The 22,642-nt window shown below is 42.5% G+C and carries 16 protein-coding genes; 7 read left to right on the forward strand and 9 right to left on the reverse strand.

Features of this window, described 5'->3' with window-relative positions; genetic code table 11:
* Window positions 1–178: 178 nt before the first annotated feature.
* Complete coding sequence (argZ, locus tag ACM0OP_RS19000) at window positions 179–2,290, reverse strand: bifunctional arginine dihydrolase/ornithine cyclodeaminase (RefSeq protein ID WP_414529987.1); 2,112 nt, start codon at window positions 2,288–2,290, stop codon at window positions 179–181.
* 418 nt (window positions 2,291–2,708) lie between these two features.
* Between argZ and ACM0OP_RS19005 the strand changes: the two genes are divergently transcribed.
* The gene (locus ACM0OP_RS19005; protein WP_414529988.1) at window positions 2,709–4,436 is read left to right on the forward strand and encodes an energy transducer TonB; all 1,728 of its coding nucleotides are present in this window, start codon (window positions 2,709–2,711) and stop codon (window positions 4,434–4,436) included.
* Between the two features lie 74 nt (window positions 4,437–4,510).
* A complete protein-coding gene (gene miaB / locus ACM0OP_RS19010; protein WP_414529989.1) occupies window positions 4,511–5,875 on the forward strand; it encodes a tRNA (N6-isopentenyl adenosine(37)-C2)-methylthiotransferase MiaB in 1,365 nt (454 codons plus the stop codon).
* Window positions 5,876–5,956: 81 nt separating this feature from the next.
* Here miaB and ACM0OP_RS19015 read toward each other — a convergent pair whose 3' ends face one another.
* Both ACM0OP_RS19015 and polA read right to left on the reverse strand, forming a co-directional pair.
* On the reverse strand, window positions 5,957–6,799 hold the full coding sequence (locus ACM0OP_RS19015) for a lysophospholipid acyltransferase family protein (protein WP_414529990.1): 843 nt from the start codon (window positions 6,797–6,799) through the stop codon (window positions 5,957–5,959).
* 410 nt (window positions 6,800–7,209) lie between these two features.
* Window positions 7,210–10,116, reverse strand: a complete 2,907-nt coding sequence (polA, locus tag ACM0OP_RS19020; RefSeq protein WP_414529991.1) for a DNA polymerase I — start codon at window positions 10,114–10,116, stop codon at window positions 7,210–7,212.
* 49 nt (window positions 10,117–10,165) lie between these two features.
* Here polA and ACM0OP_RS19025 point away from each other — a divergent pair, with 49 nt between their 5' ends.
* Entirely contained in the window at window positions 10,166–11,041 is an 876-nt protein-coding gene (locus ACM0OP_RS19025) for a Cof-type HAD-IIB family hydrolase (RefSeq protein ID WP_414529992.1), read from the forward strand.
* 103 nt (window positions 11,042–11,144) lie between these two features.
* Here the strand turns inward: ACM0OP_RS19025 and ACM0OP_RS19030 are convergent, their stop codons facing one another.
* Window positions 11,145–11,969 (reverse strand): DALR anticodon-binding domain-containing protein, encoded by an 825-nt coding sequence (locus ACM0OP_RS19030; protein ID WP_414529993.1) that lies wholly within the window; start codon window positions 11,967–11,969, stop codon window positions 11,145–11,147.
* Window positions 11,970–12,301: 332 nt separating this feature from the next.
* Between ACM0OP_RS19030 and ACM0OP_RS19035 the strand changes: the two genes are divergently transcribed.
* Window positions 12,302–13,021 carry a Crp/Fnr family transcriptional regulator gene (locus ACM0OP_RS19035; RefSeq protein WP_006198059.1) on the forward strand — a complete coding sequence of 240 codons (720 nt, stop codon included), beginning with the start codon at window positions 12,302–12,304 and terminating at the stop codon, window positions 13,019–13,021.
* A gap of 526 nt (window positions 13,022–13,547) precedes the next feature.
* Here ACM0OP_RS19035 and ACM0OP_RS19040 read toward each other — a convergent pair.
* The 3 genes from ACM0OP_RS19040 to ACM0OP_RS19050 form a co-directional block, all read right to left on the reverse strand.
* Window positions 13,548–14,942 (reverse strand): ABC transporter substrate-binding protein, encoded by a 1,395-nt coding sequence (locus ACM0OP_RS19040; RefSeq protein WP_414529994.1) that lies wholly within the window; start codon window positions 14,940–14,942, stop codon window positions 13,548–13,550.
* Window positions 14,943–15,032: 90 nt separating this feature from the next.
* On the reverse strand, window positions 15,033–16,424 hold the full coding sequence (locus ACM0OP_RS19045; RefSeq protein WP_414529995.1) for a protein kinase domain-containing protein: 1,392 nt from the start codon (window positions 16,422–16,424) through the stop codon (window positions 15,033–15,035).
* 173 nt (window positions 16,425–16,597) lie between these two features.
* Window positions 16,598–17,620 (reverse strand): LysR family transcriptional regulator, encoded by a 1,023-nt coding sequence (locus tag ACM0OP_RS19050; protein WP_414529996.1) that lies wholly within the window; start codon window positions 17,618–17,620, stop codon window positions 16,598–16,600.
* Between the two features lie 266 nt (window positions 17,621–17,886).
* Between ACM0OP_RS19050 and ACM0OP_RS19055 the strand changes: the two genes are divergently transcribed.
* The 3 genes from ACM0OP_RS19055 to ACM0OP_RS19065 all read left to right on the forward strand — a co-directional run bounded on the left by ACM0OP_RS19055 (window position 17,887) and on the right by ACM0OP_RS19065 (window position 21,677).
* Entirely contained in the window at window positions 17,887–18,600 is a 714-nt protein-coding gene (locus ACM0OP_RS19055) for an NnrU family protein (RefSeq protein ID WP_414529997.1), read from the forward strand.
* Between the two features lie 402 nt (window positions 18,601–19,002).
* Window positions 19,003–19,389, forward strand: coding sequence for a thioredoxin family protein (locus ACM0OP_RS19060; protein WP_414529998.1), 387 nt, complete (start codon window positions 19,003–19,005; stop codon window positions 19,387–19,389).
* 203 nt (window positions 19,390–19,592) lie between these two features.
* Complete coding sequence (locus ACM0OP_RS19065; RefSeq protein ID WP_414529999.1) at window positions 19,593–21,677, forward strand: NAD(P)H-quinone oxidoreductase subunit 5; 2,085 nt, start codon at window positions 19,593–19,595, stop codon at window positions 21,675–21,677.
* A gap of 165 nt (window positions 21,678–21,842) precedes the next feature.
* Here ACM0OP_RS19065 and ACM0OP_RS24590 read toward each other — a convergent pair whose 3' ends face one another.
* Both ACM0OP_RS24590 and ACM0OP_RS19070 read right to left on the reverse strand, forming a co-directional pair.
* Window positions 21,843–22,106, reverse strand: coding sequence for a ParE family toxin-like protein (locus ACM0OP_RS24590; protein ID WP_462362467.1), 264 nt, complete (start codon window positions 22,104–22,106; stop codon window positions 21,843–21,845).
* Between the two features lie 71 nt (window positions 22,107–22,177).
* Complete coding sequence (locus tag ACM0OP_RS19070) at window positions 22,178–22,408, reverse strand: hypothetical protein (RefSeq protein WP_414530000.1); 231 nt, start codon at window positions 22,406–22,408, stop codon at window positions 22,178–22,180.
* Window positions 22,409–22,642: the final 234 nt, after the last annotated feature.

A 22,642-nucleotide genomic window follows, 5' to 3' on the forward strand; every position in this document is an offset into this window, starting at 1 on the left:
ATTCCTTGTCACTCTCTCCTGGTAGGCATTTATGATTCGCGGATGAGTCTATTGTGCTTTCGTCTGGTCATAAAACATAGGAATAGTTTGGAGCTAAAGTTAAAACTCATTGTAGTTTGCGGACATACATAATTACCCATAAAGTAAATGATGTCCGCAATAAGGAACATCTATTTCCTTAACCTACACTAGCAATATAGGGACTTGTCAACTTATCCAATTGCTGAATCAACAGACTGAGGAACAAGCCGACATCAGTCACCACACCCACCGATTCCACTGAACCGCGATCGCTTAACTTAGTTACAACAGCCGGATTAATATCCACACAGACCATTTTCACCCCAGCCGGAGTCATATTCCCCACACCGATAGAATGGAGCATTGACGATAGCATTAAAATCATCTCTGCACCTTCAATGAGTTTGGCGTATTCTTCCTGTGCTTTAATTAAATTCATTTGGGTATCAGGTAAGGGTCCATCATCCCGAATAGAACCAGCGAGGCTAAAAGGTATGTTATTAGAGACACACTCATACATCACGCCACTTTTAATTACTCCCGCTTCCACAGCCTTGGCAATGCTGCCATAACGACGGATAATATTAATGACTTTGAGGTGATGTCGATGTCCACCACGAACGGCTACACCCCTCTTCATATCTACACCCAGGGAAGTCCCCATCATATTTTGCTCTATGTCATGGACTGCGATCGCATTACCACCCAAGAGCGCCTGGACATATCCTTCCCTCATCAGTTGCGCTAAATGTTCGCCACCACCAGTGTGAATCACTACAGGACCCGCAGTGACAACTACTTTACCGCCAGCATCCCTAATTTTACGTAATTCCCAAGCTACTTGCTCAACCACAAGTTCTACACGTCTTTCGCTGGAAACCCCGGCTGACATAAAGCTAAATTCTTGAGAGTTACGCTGTTCCCGTGATTCTGTTTTGCGGATAGTCCGGATACCGAGAACATCAACAATTACTTTGTCCCCGACTTCTAAATCACGTAACAGTTTACACCTACCTACCAAACCGTTGGCAGTTTGAGTAATGGCGATCGCGCCATCCATGCGTTGATTCTGCACCCGCACCCATTCACCATTAATCCGCACTTCCGTAGGATAAATCGTACTCACATAGAAATCATCAGGAGCCACCCCAGCTTGAATCACAGGCTGTAATTTAGCATCCCGTTCATCTTGGGGTAAATTTACAGCCCCCAAATCAATTAACTGAGAGATGATTTCTTCCATCACCTCATGAGAAGGCGCAGAAACCCGTACCTCAGCCGCAGATGTACTTTGGCGTTGTTCTCCCAAGTTAAAGTTCATTACTTGGAAACTTCCACCAGTATCCACAATCAAATCTAGAGCTTGGTTAATCAAGCCAGAGTCTAGCAAATGCCCTTCCATGCGAATTACCCGGCTTTCTACCGAGACAGTAGCATGAATTTCTGTATCTAATGGTTCTGTGACACGCAGCGTGAGACATTTAGCTGCACCACCGGCTTTCAGAAATTCTGTCAGAGGCGTTTCAATGACTCGGAAACCAACATCTGTTAAACGTGCTTTTAAAGTATTGCTGGCTTTATTCATAATCACAATGCTTTCCACATTCACCGTATTACAGGCAAAGTTGACAGCATCAGCTTCTGTAATTGCTATCCGCTTTTCTGGTGCAACTCGCATTTCTATTAAGCGGTTGGAATAAGCATCAAAAGCGCCAGGATAATACAATAAATAGCCGTTAGCTAGGGGACAAAAGCAAGTATCTAGGTGATAGAAGCGCTCATCAATTAGTCGCAGAGATAGCACCTCAATATCTAGCCATTGAGCCAAGTAAGGGTGAGAATCTAATTCTGAGCGGAAGCCATATCCAGCCCATAACCAACGTCCTTCCCTGTCTAAAAGTGCATCACCAGCACCTTCAAAGGGTAAATCTTTGGGGAGTAAATTAACCGTATAACCGTTTTGCTCAAACCAGTTTTTAAAGAAAGGCTCTTCACCTTGACGTTCTTTATGCAGAAATCGACTGAGAACGACATTTTGACCCAATACTAAACCAGCGTTGGCGGTAAACACCATGTCAGGCCAACCGATTTCAGGGGTAACTAAATCCACAATAGCGTGTTGTTTCAGGATGTGGTACAGCTTCTCCCACTGTTCTACGGCGCGATCGCGCGAAGACTTGTGAATATTCCCCTCCATCCAAGGATTAATCACATAATCCACATCGTAGTGGTCAGGGGCGCACATCAAGAAACGAATTAAGGAAGTCATAAAAATATGATTACTAGCGTTGAGATGCTACAAGCCTACTGCAAAGAGAGTTTTTTGTGGTGATATTTTTTTTGAAACCACCTATTAACTGCTTAATACACAGAGGTTAGAGACAACCCACAGAAAAAGATACCACAGTTGCTCACTAAATTCAGTACACACACTAATATTAACAATCTTCTCATGTGGCAAAAAATAAGATTTTACTATTGGGAATAATAACTATTGCAAATAATCATATTAAGGGTTTAACTGCTTCCTATAACTCTTCTTTGTGACTTATTTACCTAACTCACATAAAATTTCCTGTATATTCAGCCATTGTCACATTACCGAAAAATTTTTTAACTTTCGACTTGTCATTTTTAGGCTCTAGTTTTAATATAACTGAGTAGGTGACAATAGGTAGCAATAAGCTATGGGCGTTTATGGTATTACTATCGAATATCGTTCGCGGGAAGATGAAGCTCTCAAGAAATTTCTGATTTACAGCCTAATTGGTTCTATGGCTTTACACATCACTGTACTTTCTTTAGGTATAGGTAATCTGCTGACGAGAGTACCAGCAGAGATTGAAGATGAACCAATAGATATAACAATTATTGATTTTCCTCTTGAGGAGCTAAAAAAAGCACCAGAAGAAGTTGTTGAAGAAGAGAAAATACCAGAGCCGACGAGAAACGAAGTAATTGCAGCAGAGTCCCAGCCACAAATTACGCCACAACCTCCTGTAGTTACACCACCACTAACTACCTTTAGCCCACCAACACCAAGAGTTGAGACTTTAACACCGCCACCACCTCGACCACAAGCAGCACCACCACCACCCCCACTACAAGCAGCACCACCACCACCCCCACTACAAGCAGCACCACCACCCCCACCAACCGCCCCCTCACGGCAAGAAGCTGTAGCCAAGTTAGAATCTTTACTGACATCGGAATCGTCAGAATCAAACATTGCTGCTCCCCCGATAATTGAAAGTAATAACAAACTACAAGAAATGTTAAGTGGTATTAGAGATTCCAGAGTCACTCCGGAACCCACAGCTAGTAATATTCCTGCTCCCTTAACAAATGAAAGTAGTAACCAACTACGAGGAACCTTAAATGGTATTAGAGATTCCAGAGTCACCCAGGAAACTACAGCAAATAATTCTACTCCCACGAACAATACAAGAGTCCAACGTTCTGCACCCCCAGCACCAGTAGCAGCAGCGCCAACTACCGTACCAACCACTCCAGCAAGAACCGAGCCACAACCTAGTAATACTCGTGGTAATCCCAATGGTTCATTAACTGGACGTGCGGCCTGCGTTCAATGTAATACTAGTTATCCAGAGTTTGCTAGACGGCAGGGCATTGAGGGCAGAGTAGAAGTAGCGGTTGATACTGATGCCAGAGGTAATGTTACAAATGTGCGAATTGTTAGCTCAAGTGGTAACAGAAGATTAGATGAAGAAATGAAGAAACAAGCGGCTAGTTGGAGACTCGAACCCTCAGAAGGTGGGAGACGCAGTGTTTCAATAGCTACAGACTTTGCCCTGGAAGGTTCACAGCGACACCGCCAAGTTGAGGAAAGGCAAAGAGAGGAACGGAAAAGAAAAGAAGAAGCAGCAGCCAGAGAAAGGAGTCGCCAGAGAAGAACTACCAATACTCCTACACCACCTGCAAATGAAGCTAAACCTGCAACTCCACCAGTGAGAACACCTAGCCAACCTGCTGAAAATAATGCCACAGGTTCATCCCCTGAAACTAGGACAAATGCGACTCCTACTTCTAGCCCAGCAAATCTGAGGGATTCTTTGCGAAATGTTGAGCGTGAGTCAACCTCTACAAATTCAGCACCAAAGCCAGAACCCGTAACACCAGCGCCAAAGCCAGAACCCGCACCACCGCCAGCGCCAAAACCAGAACCTGCACCACCACCAGCGCCAAAACCAGCAGCAGCGCCACCGCCAGCACCAAAACCAGCAGCAGCGCCACCACCACCAGCACCGACTCAAGCTGTCGAACCAAGCACAAATCGCCGTCCCCGTGCGACAGAAAATCCTCCATCTTCTAATGAAAATCAGTTGCGGGATTCTTTACTGCGTAGTCGGGAACCAGCGCAGTCGGAGTCATCTGAAAGTAGCAGCGAAGAGTAAGTAATGGGACTGTTGTTTCATTAGGATAGAATAGGGATAAATTCTATATATTTGCTAACTCAGCATCATTGCCCATGACCACTTCTAATCGTAGTTACCACATTATTACTTTCGGTTGCCAAATGAATAAAGCCGATTCAGAGCGCATGGCTGGTATTTTAGAAGACATGGGTTTTGAATGGTCTGAAGATCCTAATGAGGCAGATTTGATTCTTTACAATACCTGTACGATTCGGGATAATGCTGAACATAAGGTATATTCTTATCTAGGTAGACAAGCTAAACGTAAGCATGAGCAGCCTAATTTAACCTTAGTTGTGGCTGGTTGTGTTGCTCAACAGGAAGGAGAAAGTCTGTTACGACGCGTGCCAGAATTAGATTTGGTAATGGGGCCGCAACACGCCAACCGTCTTAAAGATTTGCTGACATCAGTATTTGATGGTAATCAAGTGGTGGCTACTGAGTCGGTTCACATTATGGAAGATATTACCCAGCCACGGAGGGACAGCAGTGTAACTGCTTGGGTAAATATAATTTATGGTTGTAATGAACGCTGCACCTATTGTGTGGTTCCTAATGTGCGTGGTGTAGAACAATCTCGCACTCCAGAAGCTATACGTGCGGAAATGGAGGAATTAGGACGACAAGGCTATAAGGAAATTACCCTTCTGGGGCAAAATATTGACGCTTATGGTAGAGATTTACCGGGGACAACTCCAGAGGGTCGCCATCTACATAATTTCACTGATTTACTTTACTATGTGCATGATGTCCCAGGAGTAGAGCGGTTAAGGTTTGCTACTAGTCATCCCCGTTATTTTACTGAGAGGTTAATTAAGGCTTGTGCAGAGTTACCCAAGGTATGTGAACACTTTCATATTCCTTTTCAATCTGGGGATAATGAGTTGTTGAAAGCAATGTCACGGGGCTATACTCACGAGAAATACCGCCGGATTATTGATACGATTCGTCGGTATATGCCGGATGCTTCTATTAGTGGTGATGCGATTGTCGGGTTTCCTGGAGAGACGGAAGCACAGTTTGAAAACACTCTGAAGTTGGTAGAGGATATTGGCTTTGATTTGTTGAATACTGCTGCATATTCTCCCCGTCCGGGTACACCTGCGGCTTTGTGGTCCAATCAACTGAGTGAAGAAGTAAAAAGCGATCGCCTACAAAGATTAAACCATTTAGTTAACATTAAAGCATCCGAGCGATCGCAGCGTTACATGGGACGCATTGAAGAGGTCTTAGTAGAAGACCAAAATTCTAAAGATACCACCCAAGTCATGGGGCGAACTCGTGGGAATCGTTTAACTTTCTTCACCGGAGACATCAACCAATTAAAAGGGCAAGTTGTCAAGGTAAAAATTACTGAAGTTCGCGCTTTTAGTTTAACTGGTGAACTTATAGAAGTACGACAACCGATAGCAGTTTAAAAAGATGGTTCAGCGTGTGGAATTTCTCAAACTTACGTAAACACCTGGAAATGATCAAAAAATAGGCTCCAGCGCTAGTGGTCACGCATTGAGACTAACTAATTCGTCCAACTCTTGCTGCATTTGATTCACAACTAATTGATAGCACTCATCTACATAGTGGCGATCGCTTGCCGCCTCCCGGCCGTATCGTTCAAATATAATGGGTTTACACACCCGTGTTTGAATAGGCACTGGTAAGGGAATATTCGGTAGGGGTCCAATTCCTAATCCCCAAGGTAATCCTAAATAAATAGGAAACACCACCGGGTCAATTCCAAACAACCACGGCATTCCCCATTCATGGAATTGCTGCAAAGTTTTATACACGTCAGCCAACACAAACAGAGTATCATGAGCGCCAACAGAAATCACCGGTACAATGGGGACATTCTCCCGTAGTGCTAGTTTAATAAATCCTTGCCGTCCTGCAAAATAAATTTGATGGCGCAAATGATGGGGTCTGAATATATCTTCAGCTCCCCCAGGATATACCAGTACACTAGCGCCAGAACGCAAAGCCGCATAAGCCATTTTTGGATGAGCCGTCACCGCTCCAGCCTTAGCAGCGAATTTTGCTATTTCAGGGGTAAGTTCCCAAACCTTGGGATGCATCAGACCGTAAACAGGTTTTTCAACGCCAAATTTGCGGAACCAATCATACATCATCATTGACATATCTGGAGCCGATAGTCCCCCATTGTGGGAACCCACAAATAGGACTTTTTGATCCGGTGAAATATGATGCCAACCACTAGTTTTAACTCGAAAATAGTAATGATACAAAAATCCCAATACAGGCATTAATGATTGAATAAACTGGGGATCTCGATCATCTAAAGACCAACCGAGTTTGTTTTGGCTTTTCTCTTTCTGTTTTAGCATCTAGCACTATTACATAGAATTATTGCAAGTGTGAATATTGCTTTTGTGAAATTCAAATTAATCGAGTATATTTATTTATGTTACACTAAATTAATGTAACACGTTGCCATTACATTAATTGTTGCTGACAATAAATATGTTTTAATTGCATATTAAAGAAAGAAGACGATGGACTCAAACCTCAATAGGGTTTTAAACAAGTAATTGCCATCAGATTGCATCTAGCTTTTATGGATGCAGAATCTGCATAGGCGACTTTTGATCATCTTCTCAAGATGATGGCGATCGCCAACTCTATCCCTATGCAGAAAATACAGGAAGATTTTTCCTAACTACTATCATTGTTCCCACCCATTCAAAGATAACTGCTGTCAGGAGTCAGCATACCAACCCCATAACGAAAGAAAGTGTCACTTCGTCTCCATCCAGTTATCACCGGCGCGGACATCTACTAATAATGGAATGCGTAAAGAAACAGCATTTTCCATCACGGATTTAATTTGTGGTTGCAATTCTTCCCACTCTTGGGGAGGAACTTCAAATACCAACTCATCGTGAACTTGTAACAACAAACGCGCTTGATATTTCTGCAAAACTTCATGCAGTTTAATCATGGCTATCTTGATAATATCAGCACTAGAACCTTGAATAGGAGCATTAGCCGCAGAACGCAATAATCCCGCATCTTCAGGACCAAGATTTTTTAATTTGCTCAAATCAATGTCTTCAGGATTGCTGTTTCTGAGTTTTCTTAAACTATCATGTTTAAAATCAACATAACGCCGCCGACCGAGTATAGTTTCCACATAACCTTGGGAAATTGCTTGTTTTTTCACCCCTTCTAAATATGCAAAAACCTGGGGATAACGTTTATTAAATCGCTTAATAAATTCATTAGCAATATTTTTATCTATCCCAGTAGAACGGGAAAATTTCAAGGAACCCATCCCATAAATTACACCAAAATTAATAGTTTTTGCTATTCTGCGTTCATCTGATGTAATATCTGCCTTGTCAAATACCAACCGCGCCGTAACAGTGTGAATATCTTCATTTTGCTGATACGCTTGTAATAATCTCGGTTCTTGACTTAAATGAGCCAAAATTCTCAACTCTATTTGTGAGTAATCAGCCGCTACCATTAAATATCCTGATTCCGGTAAAAATGCTTTGCGAATTTGGCGACTAAAGGCTGTCCGAATCGGTATATTTTGTAAGTTGGGACTAGAAGAAGATAACCTACCGGTAGCTGTAACTGTTTGATTAAAATTAGTATGAATGCGCTGAGTATCTGAGCGGACTAATGCTGGTAATGCATCTACATAAGTAGATTTTAATTTCGATAAGGTGCGGTACTCAATGATGGCATCCACAAACCCAGTTTGATCAACTTCTTGGAGTTTTTCTAATGTTCCCACATCGGTAGAGTAACCAGTTTTAATTTTGCGGGAATATTTGGTACTTAATCCCAATTTGTCAAATAAGATAACGCTTAATTGTTTGGGAGAACCTAAGTTAAATGTTTCTCCAGCGATGGAAGTGGCGGTTTCCTCTAATTTGGCTAAATCTATTTCTAGTTGTTGGGAAAGTTCTTGCAGATAGGCTGAGTCAATAATCACCCCGGTGTATTCCATCTCTGCTAAAACTGCTTCTAGTGGTTGTTCTATTTCTAGTAATAATTTATGTAAAACGGGAGTTTTTTCTAGTTCTTCCCGCAGTTTTACTACAAGTTGCCATGTGGCGTAAACTTGGAAGCAGCAATAATTAGCGACAGCAGGAATATCTATATCCGCAATGGTTTGACCTTTGGGAACTAAAGTTTCATAGCTGGTTAATGTTAATCCTAAATGACGCAATGCTATATCATTTAAGTTGTGGCGATTGTCGGGATTAATCACATAACTGGCTAACATCGTATCAAAGACAATTCCCGCTAGTTTAATTCCTTGACAGCGAAAAACTAAACGGTCAAATTTCCCATTTTGAAAAGTTTTGGGATAATTAGGACTGGTGAGAATTGGTGTGAGTTCTTGTAATACTATATCTCGACTCAAGTTTTTTCCAGTTGTATGAGCGAGAGGAATATAAGCTGATTCATCTGGTTTCGTTCCCCAACAACAGCCAATTCCTACTAATGTTGCATCTCTGGGTTCTAAATCAGTGGTTTCTGTGTCCCAAGCGACGGGTGTGGCTGGGTTAGTGAATGTTTCTAATATGTGGACTAATTCTGTTAATTGGTCTGGGGTGTTAATAATTCTGGGTTGAATTGGTATCGCTACTTGCTGTGAAGCTGCGGCTGTTTCAGCAGGAGTAAAAAATGATATATCTTCTGCGTCTTCGTTGTTAGTTGCTGGAGATATTTGTGCAACTTGTCCCCCAAAACGTTGCTGAATTTGGTTGATTTTATTTAAAAAAGTTTTAAATTCTAATTTCTCTAAAATCGGTGTGAGAATGCTGGTGTCAAATCCGGTTAATTTACAATTTTCTAAGTCGATTTCTAGGGGAACTTCTATCACAATTTTCGCTAGGTATTGGGATTTCTCCGCATCTGCTTTCCCCGCTTGCAGTTTTTTCTGAGTTGCGCCTTTAATTTCATCTATGGCTGCATAAATATTAGCCAGAGAACCGTAGGTATTGAGTAAATTTATGGCTGTTTTTTCACCTATTCCTTTGACTCCAGGAATGTTATCTGATTTGTCACCACAGAGAGCTTTAAAGTCAACTATTTGTGTGGGTAATACACCCATTTTAGCTTTGACTTCTGCTGTACTAAATTCGCTGATGCTGTTTGTGGAGCGTTTGAGAGCATCGGGGCTAAAATTTAAAACGGTGATTTGTTGTTCTGGGTTAATTAGTTGAAATAAATCCCGATCGCCTGTTAAGATTTTAACTTGATACCCGGCAGCAGTGGCTTTTTGTGCTAGGGTTCCTAAAACATCATCGGCTTCATAACCAGGAGCGGTGAAAATGGGCAAGTTTAAGCCTTGGAGCAATTCCTGGAGATTTTTTAAATCAGGAACAAAGTCTTCTGGTGTACCGGGACGATCTGCTTTATAGGTATCATCAGCTTCGTGGCGAAAAGTGGGTAATCCTAAATCAAAGGCGATCGCCATTGCTTCGGGTTCTTGTGTCCCGATGACTTCTAATAGACATTTGAGAAAGCCAAAACATACACTGGTAGGAATCCCTGTTTTAGTCCGCAATCCGCCATCTCTTCCTTTAGCGAATGCGAAATAAGAACGAAACGCCAGGGAATGTCCATCTACCAAGATGAACGTGGGACTTGTGGAGGTGACAACATCTGAAGATTGAGACATCACGCTATTACTGCTAACCTCATACTGAGAGTTGAAATCTAGGGAATTTATGGACAAAGCATCTGCCTCTAATTTGACAAAAACTGATAATTATGATATTGCATCACCAGATATTAAATTATTAGTTTTAGATATAGACGGGACTATTTCTGGAGAGTCTAACACTGTCAGCGCACCTGTAAAAGAGGCGATCGCGGCGGTACAAGCCAGAGGAATCCAGGTGGCGATCGCTACTGGGCGAATGTATTGTTCAGCTTTACGCTTCCACCAAGAAATTAACTCTATGCTACCACTATCAGCTTATCAAGGAGCTTGGATTCAAGACCCAGCCAACCAAAAAATTCATCGACATTGGGCTGTTTCCAGAGACGTGGCGCATCAACTACTAGACTATTTTGAACAGCCCCAGATGCGATCGCACTTATCAGTTCACTTCTACATCAACGATCAGCTTTACGTCCGAGATTTGAGCCCAGAAACTCAAATATATGCCCAACGTTCCGGTATTACCCCCATTCCCGTAGGTGATTTGCGCCAAGTCCTCACCAATGAACCCACAAAAATCTTAGCCTTATGCGACGATGCTGAAGTTATTAACAACCTACTAGGAAACCTACGCCGCCAATACACACCAGCAGAACTGTATTTAACCACATCTGTAGCCACCTTTTTTGAAGCTGCTAATCCCTTAGTCAACAAAGGAACTGCGGTGCGTTACATAGCCGAAGAACTACTAGGCTTAGAAAGCAACAATGTCATGACAATTGGTGATAACTTTAATGACTTAGAAATGCTGCAATATGCTGGTATTGGTGTAGCGATGGGAAATGCGCCAGCAGGAGTGCAAGAAGTAGCTCAATGGGTAGCACCTGATGTGGAGCAGGATGGAGTAGTCGCAGCCATCGAAAAATTCTTACTGTCCTAATAAAAATCAGAAAAGACACCGACGACTGTCCGTGTTTCGTCTCGGTGCCTTCGCTGGTTCGCTCCTCACACACCAGATAATATAGTCGAGATCATGAAATAAGTCAAAACTCCACAGGAGCCACAGCACCCAGTCGATCTACCAGTAAACACCGCAAAACACACTGTGTAGCAATCATCAATCCTAATCTAGCTTGGGCTAACTCAGGGGCAGAAATTTTCACCTTTCCCCAAATCCGACATTCACACCAAAAAGACTCAAAAGCTTGGCTTAAATCCCAGGCCAACTTTTCCCAATTCACCTCACCATTCACATCAGGACATTCTAAATTGTCAATCACCCGCACCAACTCCCAAACCAAATAACCCTCAGCTGGGTGAGTGAAGCGGAGTTTTTGCTCATCCTTCAGCCAAGGTATTTCTACTGCTGACAGCAAAATTCCATCATTTATAAGTTTAATTAATCCTTCGCGGTGAGCTAACCGTAACAGTGAATAGCAGCGAGCATGAGCGTATTGAATGGCAAACAAACGGGACGAATTATGTCTAGTAATTTTGCGGGTTCCCATTTCTCCCTCCCCTTTGACATTGCTCACCACCAATCTTTGCAACCAAACAGCTAAAAACCCCTGAGTTAATTGCAAATGAATCCATCCTGGAGGAACTACATCCAAGGTAAAAGCCTCACTGTCCTTTGCTAATAAAACAGAGACAATACCACTAGCTATCTCCAGAGTTGGTTGATTATGAAATTTACTCAACTGTAAAGCTGCACCAGAAATGTATAAAATTCGGCTATGATCTCTACTCTGGTATAGAGGCAATTTTTGCCCTTCCCTGCTATTCCACTGCCCATCCAAAGTATCAAAACTCAGTGCATCTACAAAGTAACTGTTTAATAAGCTCTTGATTGCTATATAATTACTCACTGGTAGCTATAGATATCAGGATAATGCCCCAAAAAGGTATCCTTTAGTGATTTGTATATTTTCTTCAACTATCTTAAGATATAGATCTAAACTTCATGAAGAAAAATGAGAGTAGCATAAAATTTGATGAATATTCGATGAATAGTAAGTAAACTTTACTACAATAATTGTACAGTAGGATGTATAACAAAAGAGTAGAGTGCAAAACAACTGCTTTTCTACTCTTTGGATGGCTGACGCTGTTAGGCGTTAAGCCGACTCCGCCAACACAAAGACACTCCTTGCACCTTTTTATTACGTCTTTGTCTTCAGCCGAACGCTCTTTGTTACCTATGCAATCTCCATCTTCTTTTTCTGAGGCATCACGCCCCTTTTTGACTTGGCAACGAATTCTTGACTGGGCTCAAGAACACTATCGCTGCCGCACCTTTAGCAAAGATGAACGCATTCCAGCCCGGCCTGGTTTGCTCTACTTGGTGCAAAGGGGTGCCATTCGTATGGTAGGAACCGCACAAGTTAGTGCCACTGCCAGTCAGTTAACTTCTCGACGCATTAACCGAACTCCAGAAGAAGCCTTCTTGGGTTTTGTGGGTGCGGGACAGCCGTTTGAAATTGTCGCCCAATCACCATTCACGCTCCAAGCATACGCCCACGTTGACCAAACTGCGGTGCTGTGGATGTACTGGCACGACTTAGATAACTGGCCTCATTTTCGTCGTGAAGTGATGGATGCCTTTAGGTATCAGCACCAACGTAAACTACTTTGGTTGAGTGCTTTAGGACAACGACGCACCATTGATCGACTCTTAGGATTCCTCACACTATTGATTGAGGAGTATGGAGAGCCATCTATGAGCGAAACTGATCCTGATGTGATTCGTGGTTATGCTTTGCCTTTCCCCTTGACTCACGCCCAAATTGGTAGCGCTATCGGTTCAACTCGTGTAACCGTAACTCGCTTGATGGGTAAGCTGCGTCAACGGGGTTTAATTCTCACCCAAGGAGACAATCTCATTTGTTTACCAGCAGATTCCATTAATCGAGTCAACTAAAATTTAGTTGCTATCTGATGAGAAACAGCCGCAGTAAGTTAGAGTCAGCAACAATTACTTACTGTTTGGTTTGAGCAATCTGTTTGACCACCACAAACAGATTCCGCTTAACTGGAGACTATCTTAGTCAAACAATTTCCAGGCTCGATTTGTTCCGTTTACCAAAACATTGAACCGGGAGATTAAATGTTATTGGTATAATACTGAGCGCAGAATTACAACTGCTTAATTGTCAGGGTTTAATTGTCTGTAACATTCTGAGCATTTGCGATCCATGAGCAGTTTATGGCCCTTGCGTCCACCACAACGGCAAGGGCTAATGGCTGTTCTTTAGAAGAGGCAGGGGGCAGGGGGCAAGGGAGAAGAGGAAAGGTTGTTAAGCTGCGGTCTGTGTCAAGTAATTTCTAACCTTAAAGAATATTTTCAACAATGAGACAAACTAAAAAAGTTGTTAAGCTGCTCTAACTCCCCCCGCTCCCCGCTCCCTTGCTTCTTATGGGTGCTGGGGATTGGGTTAATACCCTGATTATGGTACTGGTTCAAAATCATAGCCAGTGCGCGATCGCTCACCTGGTACTATTGTTACTAACTGCACACCAGCGCTGCGATCGCCTGAAGGCAAAAATCGAACTGTCCCAGCCGCCCCACTAGCGGTAAAATCAGGAGACAAAAGTGCTTGTTGTACACCCTCACGGGTCGGATTTCGTTCTAAGGCCGCAATTAGGGAAACAGTGGCATCATAAGCCATTGCTGTGCGCCAACTGACATCACCACCCCACAACTGGCGAGATTGTTGGGGAAAATCCGCGTTGAGATCGCCTAAAATATGCCAAGGAACTGCTACTACCATTCCCGATGCTTGTTCCCCACCAACTTCTAAAGTTTTGATGCTGTAAACATCATCCCCACCTAGCACATTTAAGCTTTTCCGGTTAATTTGGACTACTTGTAAGGCTTTATCCAAAGTTTCAGTATTACTTGCTAACATTAAAACTTCTGCGCCTTCTTGAGTTGCTCTTTCTAGACTTCTAGCCGCACTAAAATTAGCCTGTGACAAATCAAATTCACTTAATACCCTTCCCCCTTCCAGAGAAAGAGAGGAAACAAACTCAGTTTTCAAAGATTGACTATAGTTACTCTGGGAATTAAAGAAAACAGCCGCCTGGGTTTTCTGCAAATTTTTCACCATATAATTAGCCAAGCTTCTGGCCGCCATAAAATCACTAGGGACTGTGCGGAAAACGTAAGGACTAAAGTTAGTAATTTTCACAGAAGTGCTAGTGGGAGAAATGGCCACTAATTTGCCACTATCATAAACAGTACCTGCTGCTAAAGTTGTATCACTAGCATTCGGTCCCACTACCCCCAATACATCCCGATTATTAACTAAGCTGTCAGCGATTTGCTCAGAGATTGCGGGATTATCATCATCATTAGCTATCCCCACCTTTAAAGGTACTCCCTTAATACCACCGGCAGCATTCACCGCATTTTGAGCTTGGGCGACACCCCGTAAAATTTCTAAAGCAGAATTGGGGTCACTACCTAAAGGTACAGATGCGACAATGCTATAGCTTTTATCAGACCCAATGCGGGCATTATTCAGATATATCAGGGATTTTGGGTCATTACGCTGCTGTTGTAAAGAGGTTTCTAAACTAGAAATAGCTGCACCATAATTTTGATTAGCTAAAGCTTGCACAGCTGCTTGTTTACCTGGATTAACCACACCTGGGGTTAAAATCCTTTCGCCAAAACTAATGCGATCGGCAATAGATTGATTACTAGGTGTTGTTGAACCATTATCAGCCGAATTTTGGGGAAATATTTCATCTTTAAATAACCATAAACCACCACCAACTAACCCCACTGTAACCATTAGGGACAATAAAAGTACGGTAGTTTCATTTCTCTGAGACATAGGATATCCTAAGTTATCAACTATAATGCTTCTTTGTGGAAGCGATAAAATGTGCAATTGATCTATCGCCAGTCAATTGCTAAAGCATATTTAAAGTATTAAAGATAATACCTTAAAAATCAGGCGAAATATCGCTGTGATTGCTATAGCTACTAATCCCCCAGCTAATGCCAGTACCACTAAGGCCTGAATAGTAATACCTAAACGGAAAAAGGGCAGAAAGAAAATAATTGCAAAAGTGATTCCGGGAATAATTAATAAATCAAATTTTTCAATCCAGCGCCTGATTTGAGCCAGAATTAGCCCCCCTAAAATTACCGCCGCAACTACTAGAGTAATTATGGGATTTGGTAATAAACTATAAACTGCGATCGCAATTAACGCCCCCTGAAATCCACTAAAAGCAGCTCCACCCAATAATTCCAAAGTAGAAAAAGCTGGTTGAGATACTACGGGCTGTGGTTGTGGTTGTGGTTGCGGCTGGGGTTGTGGTTGCGGCTGGGGTTGTGGTGGTAATACTGTGGGACTTGATTGATAAAACAACGCACTGAGAACATCATCAGCCGATTGAAAACGTTGATTTGCCGCCGGAAGTAACATTTTGTCTAAAACATTAGCCAACCGAGAACTGACAGTAACTTGATCTCGCCATTTCCACTGGTTAGTATAAGTATCAAACAACTGAATGGCTTCCTCTCCCGTAAGCAAATTCAGAATAGTCACAGCCAAGGCGTATAAATCTGTCGATGGAAAAACTCGACTTCCAGACATTTGTTCAGGGGGAGCAAATCCCATAGAATAAATACCAGTGGAAGAAGCCGCGCCACCAGATGCGGCATTTGTTACCTGCTTCACCGCGCCGAAATCTAGCAGAAACAGTTTTCCATCCCGCCGACGCATAATATTAGAAGGTTTAATATCTCTGTGAATGATATTTTTATCATGGACAAACTGCAAAACCGGCAGAATTTCTTGTAGTAGTTCTAAAACTTGATCTTCGGAAAACTTGCCCTGACCAAATGCTTCTTCCTCCAGGTTCTGACCATCGATGTATTCTTGTACCAAGTAAAAAAACTGGTCTTCTTTTCCTACTTGCAAGCTATTGAGAGTGATGGGAAAAAATGCAAATAAATCTGGTATTTGGTCGTGTTGGCTGCCTATTTGGGCTAAAACTTCAGCTTCTCGTTCAAATAATATTTGTGCTTGTTCTAGTTGAGTTGGGGACAAACTCCCCGCCGGTTGGAACTGCTTAACTACACATTGACGCATTCCCGGTATGCGGCGATCGCGTGCTAAAAATGCTGTGCCAAAGCCCCCTCTTCCTAGTAACTTAGTTGGCACATAGCGACCATCTAACAGCAGAGGCATCCCACAATTAGTGCAGTATTTTTGTTGAGTTGTTTTCAGAGCCGTAACATCATCTAAATCTGTAAAATAGTTTTCTGGACGAGAGCAACTAGGACGAGTGCAGTAAACTTTCATTTTATTTATTAGTCAGAATAATTCGTAATTGATCATTCGTAATTCGTAATTTTTCTGCCATGAATAAATTGATTTACTCCCAACCACTAAAAAAATGTATTTTGTCAACCAATAAATTACGGATATTTTATCCTCAACTTATTGATTACGAATTACGAACTACGAATTAGTAATTATGAGATGTTAGCCTCTTCCGAAGGATTAGTAGTAGCTGTATCCAGTGTATTTACTACCAATTTTTTTTGTGATAATTTTAACATATCTTGATCCCATTCTGGGGTAGCAAACTGGGGTAAAATTTCCTGACTAAAAGCTTCTGCTGCCTTAGACCGATAGCGATTGGGATTAAAAATCATCCACAGGGTGCGCTTAACCACAACACCTTCAATCGGGATACATCTGAGTACACCCATTTGTAATTCCTTAGCGATGGCTGAGGTAGAGACAAAAGCCGCACCTAAGCCTGACTGCACGGCATTTTTGATGGCTTCTATAGAATTAAGTTCCATTTCAAATTTAAACCGCCTCGTATCAATATCAGAGCGGGTGAGAACCTGATCAATCACCTTACGGATAGTTGATTGGGAGTCCAGAGCAATGAATTGGAGTTTGTAAAGGTCTTCTTTTTGAATTTTGTCCAGTTTGGCAAAGGGATGAAATATCGGTAAAATCAGGGCTAATTCATCCTCAGCGTAGGGTATGATTTCCAAAGATTCTGACAGTTCCGCCGGAATTTCACCCCCAATAATTGCCAGGTCAATTTGTCCATTAGCCACACTCCAAGCTGTGCGCCGGGTAGAGTGGACGTGTAACTGGACTGCCACATCAGGATATTTTTGGCGAAACATCCCGATCATTTTCGGTAATAAATAAGTGCCAGTGGTTTGAGAAGCGCCGACAATTAAAGTACCCCCTTGGAGATTTTGTAAATCTTCAATGGCGCGGCAGGTTTCCTGACATAGACTGAGGATTTTTTCCCCGTAGCTCAGGAGTAGATGACCTGCTTCAGTTAATTGGGCGCGACGACCTCCACGGTCGAATAAAGGTACATCCAGCTGTCGTTCTAAATTTTGGACTTGTAAACTGACAGCAGGTTGGGAGACATAAAGACTATCAGCAGCGCGTTTAAAACTCCCTTCGGCGGAGATCGCCTTGAGGATACGCAACTGATCTAAAGTAAAAGGAAGGTCAGACATAAGGCTCAACCCACAAATTTTGAAAGGAGCAGTTTGGGTAACAAATTAATCCGCGTTGCGGAGTCATTAGTTCTGAGTTAACCACAGCCATCCAGGACAAAGTATACAGTCCCAGCAAGTAATGGTTAATGAGTTGCAGATTCAACTGGGAAGCTTTACCGAAGAGGTAGTACCACGACATTTTGATAAAAGTCTCCTTGTGAAAACTTTGTGGTATTGGTTGTACTGAGTTAAATTTTGGTTAAATAACGTCACTTATGTATACTATGCTGTATTCTTGGCTTACTCCCAGTCATTTTGTCATGTTGGGGTTGCAAATAGTTTTTGCGATCGCTCACAGTGGCGGAGCCGCCCTCCGTCCTTGGGCAGAAAAACACATAGGAGCAAGGCTTTATCGCATTGGCTTTGCACTAGTTAGTTTACCTTTAGCTGTAATTTTAATTATTTACTTTTTCAATCATCGTTATGATGGTTTGCAACTTTGGCAAGTTCAGGCAGTGCCAGGAATCAGAGAAGTAGTTTGGGTATTATCAGCGATTTCCTTTTTATTTTTGTATCCTGCTACCTTCAATTTACTAGAAATTGCCGCTATTCAAAAGCCCCAAGTATACCTATTCGAGACGGGAATTATTCGTATTACCCGCCATCCTCAGATGGTAGGACAAATAATCTGGTGTTTAGCTCACACCCTGTGGCTAGGAACTACCTTTACAGTGGTGACTTCCCTCGGCTTAATATTGCATCACTTATTTGGAGTTTGGCATGGCGATCGCCGCTTGACCGCCCGCTATGGCGAAGCCTTTCAACTAGTGAAACAAAGGACATCAATTATTCCTTTCCAAGCAATTATTGACGGTCGTCAATCGATCAAATGGCCAGAATTTCTCCGCCCTGCCTACATAGGAGTAGGAATTTTTATTGGTCTGTTATCTTGGGCGCACCCCCTGTTACTGGTAGCAACTAGTAGGATACAATGGTAGTTTAAGACGATCCCCAACAGAAACAGAAAATAGTAACGACTCAGAAATTCTGCTGTTCAACTTCTACCAAATCAATGTAGTATGAATTTAAATAGCTGTCAGTCGGGGTGCGCTTAGTCAGTTTGATATTTGATCTTACTTGGTGGGTTATCAGTCAAATACCTGCAATGGAGAAGTGATAACACAACAATCTAATTTCCTTTTACACAGCAACAAAGAGGAGTTAAAAAACCAAAATATACCCGGAAAGAATCTCCGTGATTTTTAATCACAGTGAATATAAACACTGTAATAGTTGCATAACTATGGTTTCCCGAAAGTTGATGTAGTCAACGACTGCCTTGGCGATTCCTGGGACTGATAGCTAGTTTAATATCAAAACCTTATAAATTTAGAGGCATCATGGTGTTGTCGGTTAGTGAGCGGACATTTACACAAGAAGTTTTACAATCTCCCATCCCTGTTTTAGTTAATTTTGAAGCCCCCTGGTGTGGCTTGTGTCGCCTGATTCATCCTCTGTTGTTTCAATTTAATGCTCAATGTAGTGAGCAAATTAAGTTAGTAGGGGTGAACGCTGACGATAATTTTAAATTGGCTAATACTTATCAACTCAAGTCATTACCAACTTTAATCTTGGTGGAAAATGGCATAGTTCGCCATCGCCTCGAAGGTTTTCGTGGCAAAGAAGACTTACGCTTGGCTTTAGAAGAAATTAAACTCACCTACAACAACCGTTCTCAAACATACAACAATCTCACAACAATAGACTGGGAATGTCGTTCAGCATAAATCAGGTAGACCAGACTATTTACTGGTAATGACTAACACTATGATCCACTTGTGATTCCCTAGTAATCAATGACTAAAATATAAAACCATGCTTAATTACCCCGCCCAATAAGCTTTGGGTGGGGTATTTTATCCTCAAGGGTGTGTGTCACAATTATTAACAGTTCTGCCTTAGTCAAGAATACTAAAAGTAAGCATCAGTGATGGAAGTAATTTATGAGTATGCCTGGCTGATTCCAGTATTTCCCCTTTTAGGGGCATTGCTGGTAGGTCTAGGGTTAATTTCTTTTAATCAGGTGACAAACCGCCTCCGACAACTCAATGCTGTATTGATCATCTCCCTGATGGGAACAGCCATGAGTTTCTCGCTGGCCTTGCTGTGGAGTCAAATTCAAGGACACGCGCCTTATCTCCGCACCCTAGAATGGGCAGCAGCAGGGAATTTTCACCTGAGCATGGGCTACACTATCGACCACTTAACAGCCGTGATGTTGGTGATTGTCACCACAGTAGCCCTATTAGTCATGATCTATACAGATGGCTATATGGCTCATGACCCAGGATATGTCAGGTTTTACGCCTATCTCAGTTTATTTGGTTCCTCAATGTTGGGTCTAGTAGTTAGTCCCAACCTTGTGCAGATTTATATATTCTGGGAACTAGTGGGGATGTGTTCTTACTTGCTGGTCGGCTTTTGGTATGATCGCAAAGCCGCAGCCGATGCTTGTCAAAAGGCATTTGTCACTAACCGGGTGGGTGACTTTGGTTTACTACTGGGCATCCTGGGACTGTTCTGGGCGACGGGAAGCTTTGATTTTGGGGTGATGGGCGATCGCCTAGCCCAACTAGTAGAAACAGGTTCTATCAGCAACTTCCTCGCCATCCTCTTGGCGATTTTAGTGTTCTTAGGGCCAGTAGCCAAATCCGCCCAATTTCCTCTCCATGTCTGGCTCCCAGATGCAATGGAAGGCCCCACCCCCATTTCTGCATTGATTCACGCCGCCACAATGGTCGCCGCCGGGGTGTTCCTGATTGCCCGGATGTACCCAGTCTTTGAACACGTCCCAGTCGCCATGAACGTCATCGCCTATACGGGGGCATTTACGGCGTTTTTAGGGGCAAGCATTGCCATTACCCAAAATGACATCAAAAAGGGTCTAGCTTACTCCACCATCTCCCAATTAGGCTACATGGTGATGGCTATGGGCTTAGGCTCATACAGTGCGGGATTATTCCACCTGATGACTCATGCCTACTTTAAAGCCATGTTGTTCTTAGGTTCCGGTTCTGTAATTCACGGTATGGAAGGCGTTGTTGGTCACGACCCCGTTTTAGCGCAGGATATGCGCTTGATGGGAGGACTGCGTAAGTATATGCCCGTGACTGGCATTACCTTCTTAATTGGTTGCTTGGCCATTTCCGGTGTGCCACCTTTTGCAGGTTTTTGGTCAAAAGATGAAATTCTCGGCAATGCCTTTGAAGTTAATCCCCTGCTGTGGTTGATTGGCTGGTTAACTGCCGGGATTACAGCTTTCTATATGTTCAGAATGTACTTCATGACATTTGAAGGCAAATTCCGGGGGACTGACGAGAAAATCAAGGCTAAACTCAAAAAAGCCGCAGCGCCAATTATTTTGGAATTAGATGCAGCTGCACCGAATTTTGGCCCTGGAGCCATGAAACAAGGAGAATTGGCAGCATCTGGTAGCCATGATGCCCACGGACACCACAGTGATACTCCCCATGAATCGCCGTGGACAATGACTTTGCCTTTGGCTGTTTTGGCTATACCTTCAATGTTGATTGGTTTAGCGGGAACACCTTATGCTAATTACTTCGAGGAGTTTATTTTTCCCCCCAGCGAAACCCTCGCGGAAGTTGTGGAAAAAGCTGCTGAGTTCAACCCCAATGAGTTTTACATCATGGCCGGGGCTTCAGTGGGTATTTCTTTAATTGGCATTACCTTGGCTTCGCTGATGTACCTGCGGGGTAAAATTGACCCTGCGGCGATCGCATCTCAAATCAAACCACTTTACAATCTATCCCTCAACAAATGGTACTTTGATGACATTTATCATCGTGTCTTTGTTCTGGGCTTACGTCGTCTAGCCAGACAAGTCATGGAAGTTGACTTCCGGGTTGTGGATGGTGCTGTTAACCTCACAGGCTTCTTTACCCTCGTCAGTGGTGAAGGTCTGAAATACCTAGAAAATGGTCGCGCTCAATTCTATGCCTTAATTATTTTTGGGGCGGTTTTGGGCTTAGTGATTGTCTTCGGTGTCACCTAGTTTTCTTAGGGGTGGGCGGCTGTCCGCCCCGACATTATTTTTTTTCACGCAGAGGCGCAGAGTCGCAGAGAGGAATTGAGAGTTGCGTTTGAAAAGATGACAACATTTTTTATCGGCTCTTTCTCTGCCCTCTTAATCCTATAATCCTGAGCATCCTGATTCTGACTATGAGAAAAAACTCTCATAATCGTCATGACTACCAATCCAGAACCATATAACTGTATCACCTGCCAAAATCCCAATTGCTCGATAATTGCGAGTTATTCGGACAGACCAAATATTTTCCTGATTATTTATACATTTGAAATGTAAAGACGGATGAAAAGGATTGTCTCTCCATAACCGATAAGCTTTTCTCGCACTCTGTCTAACTTGCTTGTTAAGAGACTGATATTCATCCCAAAAAGAAGGAAGGGTTGCTGACTTCATAGGTGTTTATGACCTGTACCTCTACATACACCAAATCTAGTGTTTTCTGAAGCCAGAGCCAAATCCTGAATTTATAAATTCTCGTAGTCCATAGGTTTCGCAAGTCCTTCTGCAATCTCTCTTTTAGCACGTTGAGCAGATGCAATCAATTTTGATTGAGTTGTTTTAAATGAATTATCCCATTTTAATTCATCTTGCAAATCTTCCAAGTAATCTCGAAGATGTTCTACAACTCTGTTTTGTACATCTTCAGGCAAAGATTCCATCATCTTAATTACAGTGGTAATTTCTGGAGATGACATAATAAAATTTTCCTTTTAAACTTTACTCGTCTGCTTTGTTAAATATAGCTGAATCAATATGATTAAGACTATTAACTCTGAACAGTCAGATAGCGAAGATAATGAAATACTCCCAGAATACGATTTTACCGAAAATTTGGGTTTAAAGCCCCGTCCACTTCGGCAAGCTCAGTGCGACGCTTATAGGACGGCTTTGGTGATATTATGTTTTTAGCGGTAAAGCGCACAAATAAA

The sequence above is a fragment of the Nodularia chucula CCY0103 genome (assembly GCF_963923915.1).
GTDB classification, from domain to species: domain Bacteria; phylum Cyanobacteriota; class Cyanobacteriia; order Cyanobacteriales; family Nostocaceae; genus Nodularia; species Nodularia chucula.

What these genes read in the sequence shown, in the direction of transcription:
- ACM0OP_RS19005 (WP_414529988.1), top strand. Translation starts at nt 2,709, where the DNA reads ATGGGCGTTTATGGTATTACTATCGAATATCGTTCGCGGGAAGATGAA.
- argZ (WP_414529987.1), bottom strand. Translation starts at nt 2,290, where the DNA reads ATGACTTCCTTAATTCGTTTCTTGATGTGCGCCCCTGACCACTACGAT.
- ACM0OP_RS24590 (WP_462362467.1), bottom strand. Translation starts at nt 22,106, where the DNA reads ATGAAGTCAGCAACCCTTCCTTCTTTTTGGGATGAATATCAGTCTCTT.
- ACM0OP_RS19040 (WP_414529994.1), bottom strand. Translation starts at nt 14,942, where the DNA reads ATGTCTCAGAGAAATGAAACTACCGTACTTTTATTGTCCCTAATGGTT.
- ACM0OP_RS19055 (WP_414529997.1), top strand. Translation starts at nt 17,887, where the DNA reads ATGCTGTATTCTTGGCTTACTCCCAGTCATTTTGTCATGTTGGGGTTG.
- ACM0OP_RS19050 (WP_414529996.1), bottom strand. Translation starts at nt 17,620, where the DNA reads ATGTCTGACCTTCCTTTTACTTTAGATCAGTTGCGTATCCTCAAGGCG.
- miaB (WP_414529989.1), top strand. Translation starts at nt 4,511, where the DNA reads ATGACCACTTCTAATCGTAGTTACCACATTATTACTTTCGGTTGCCAA.
- polA (WP_414529991.1), bottom strand. Translation starts at nt 10,116, where the DNA reads ATGTCTCAATCTTCAGATGTTGTCACCTCCACAAGTCCCACGTTCATC.
- ACM0OP_RS19015 (WP_414529990.1), bottom strand. Translation starts at nt 6,799, where the DNA reads ATGCTAAAACAGAAAGAGAAAAGCCAAAACAAACTCGGTTGGTCTTTA.
- ACM0OP_RS19025 (WP_414529992.1), top strand. Translation starts at nt 10,166, where the DNA reads ATGGACAAAGCATCTGCCTCTAATTTGACAAAAACTGATAATTATGAT.
- ACM0OP_RS19060 (WP_414529998.1), top strand. Translation starts at nt 19,003, where the DNA reads ATGGTGTTGTCGGTTAGTGAGCGGACATTTACACAAGAAGTTTTACAA.
- ACM0OP_RS19035 (WP_006198059.1), top strand. Translation starts at nt 12,302, where the DNA reads ATGCAATCTCCATCTTCTTTTTCTGAGGCATCACGCCCCTTTTTGACT.
- ACM0OP_RS19065 (WP_414529999.1), top strand. Translation starts at nt 19,593, where the DNA reads ATGGAAGTAATTTATGAGTATGCCTGGCTGATTCCAGTATTTCCCCTT.
- ACM0OP_RS19045 (WP_414529995.1), bottom strand. Translation starts at nt 16,424, where the DNA reads ATGAAAGTTTACTGCACTCGTCCTAGTTGCTCTCGTCCAGAAAACTAT.
- ACM0OP_RS19070 (WP_414530000.1), bottom strand. Translation starts at nt 22,408, where the DNA reads ATGTCATCTCCAGAAATTACCACTGTAATTAAGATGATGGAATCTTTG.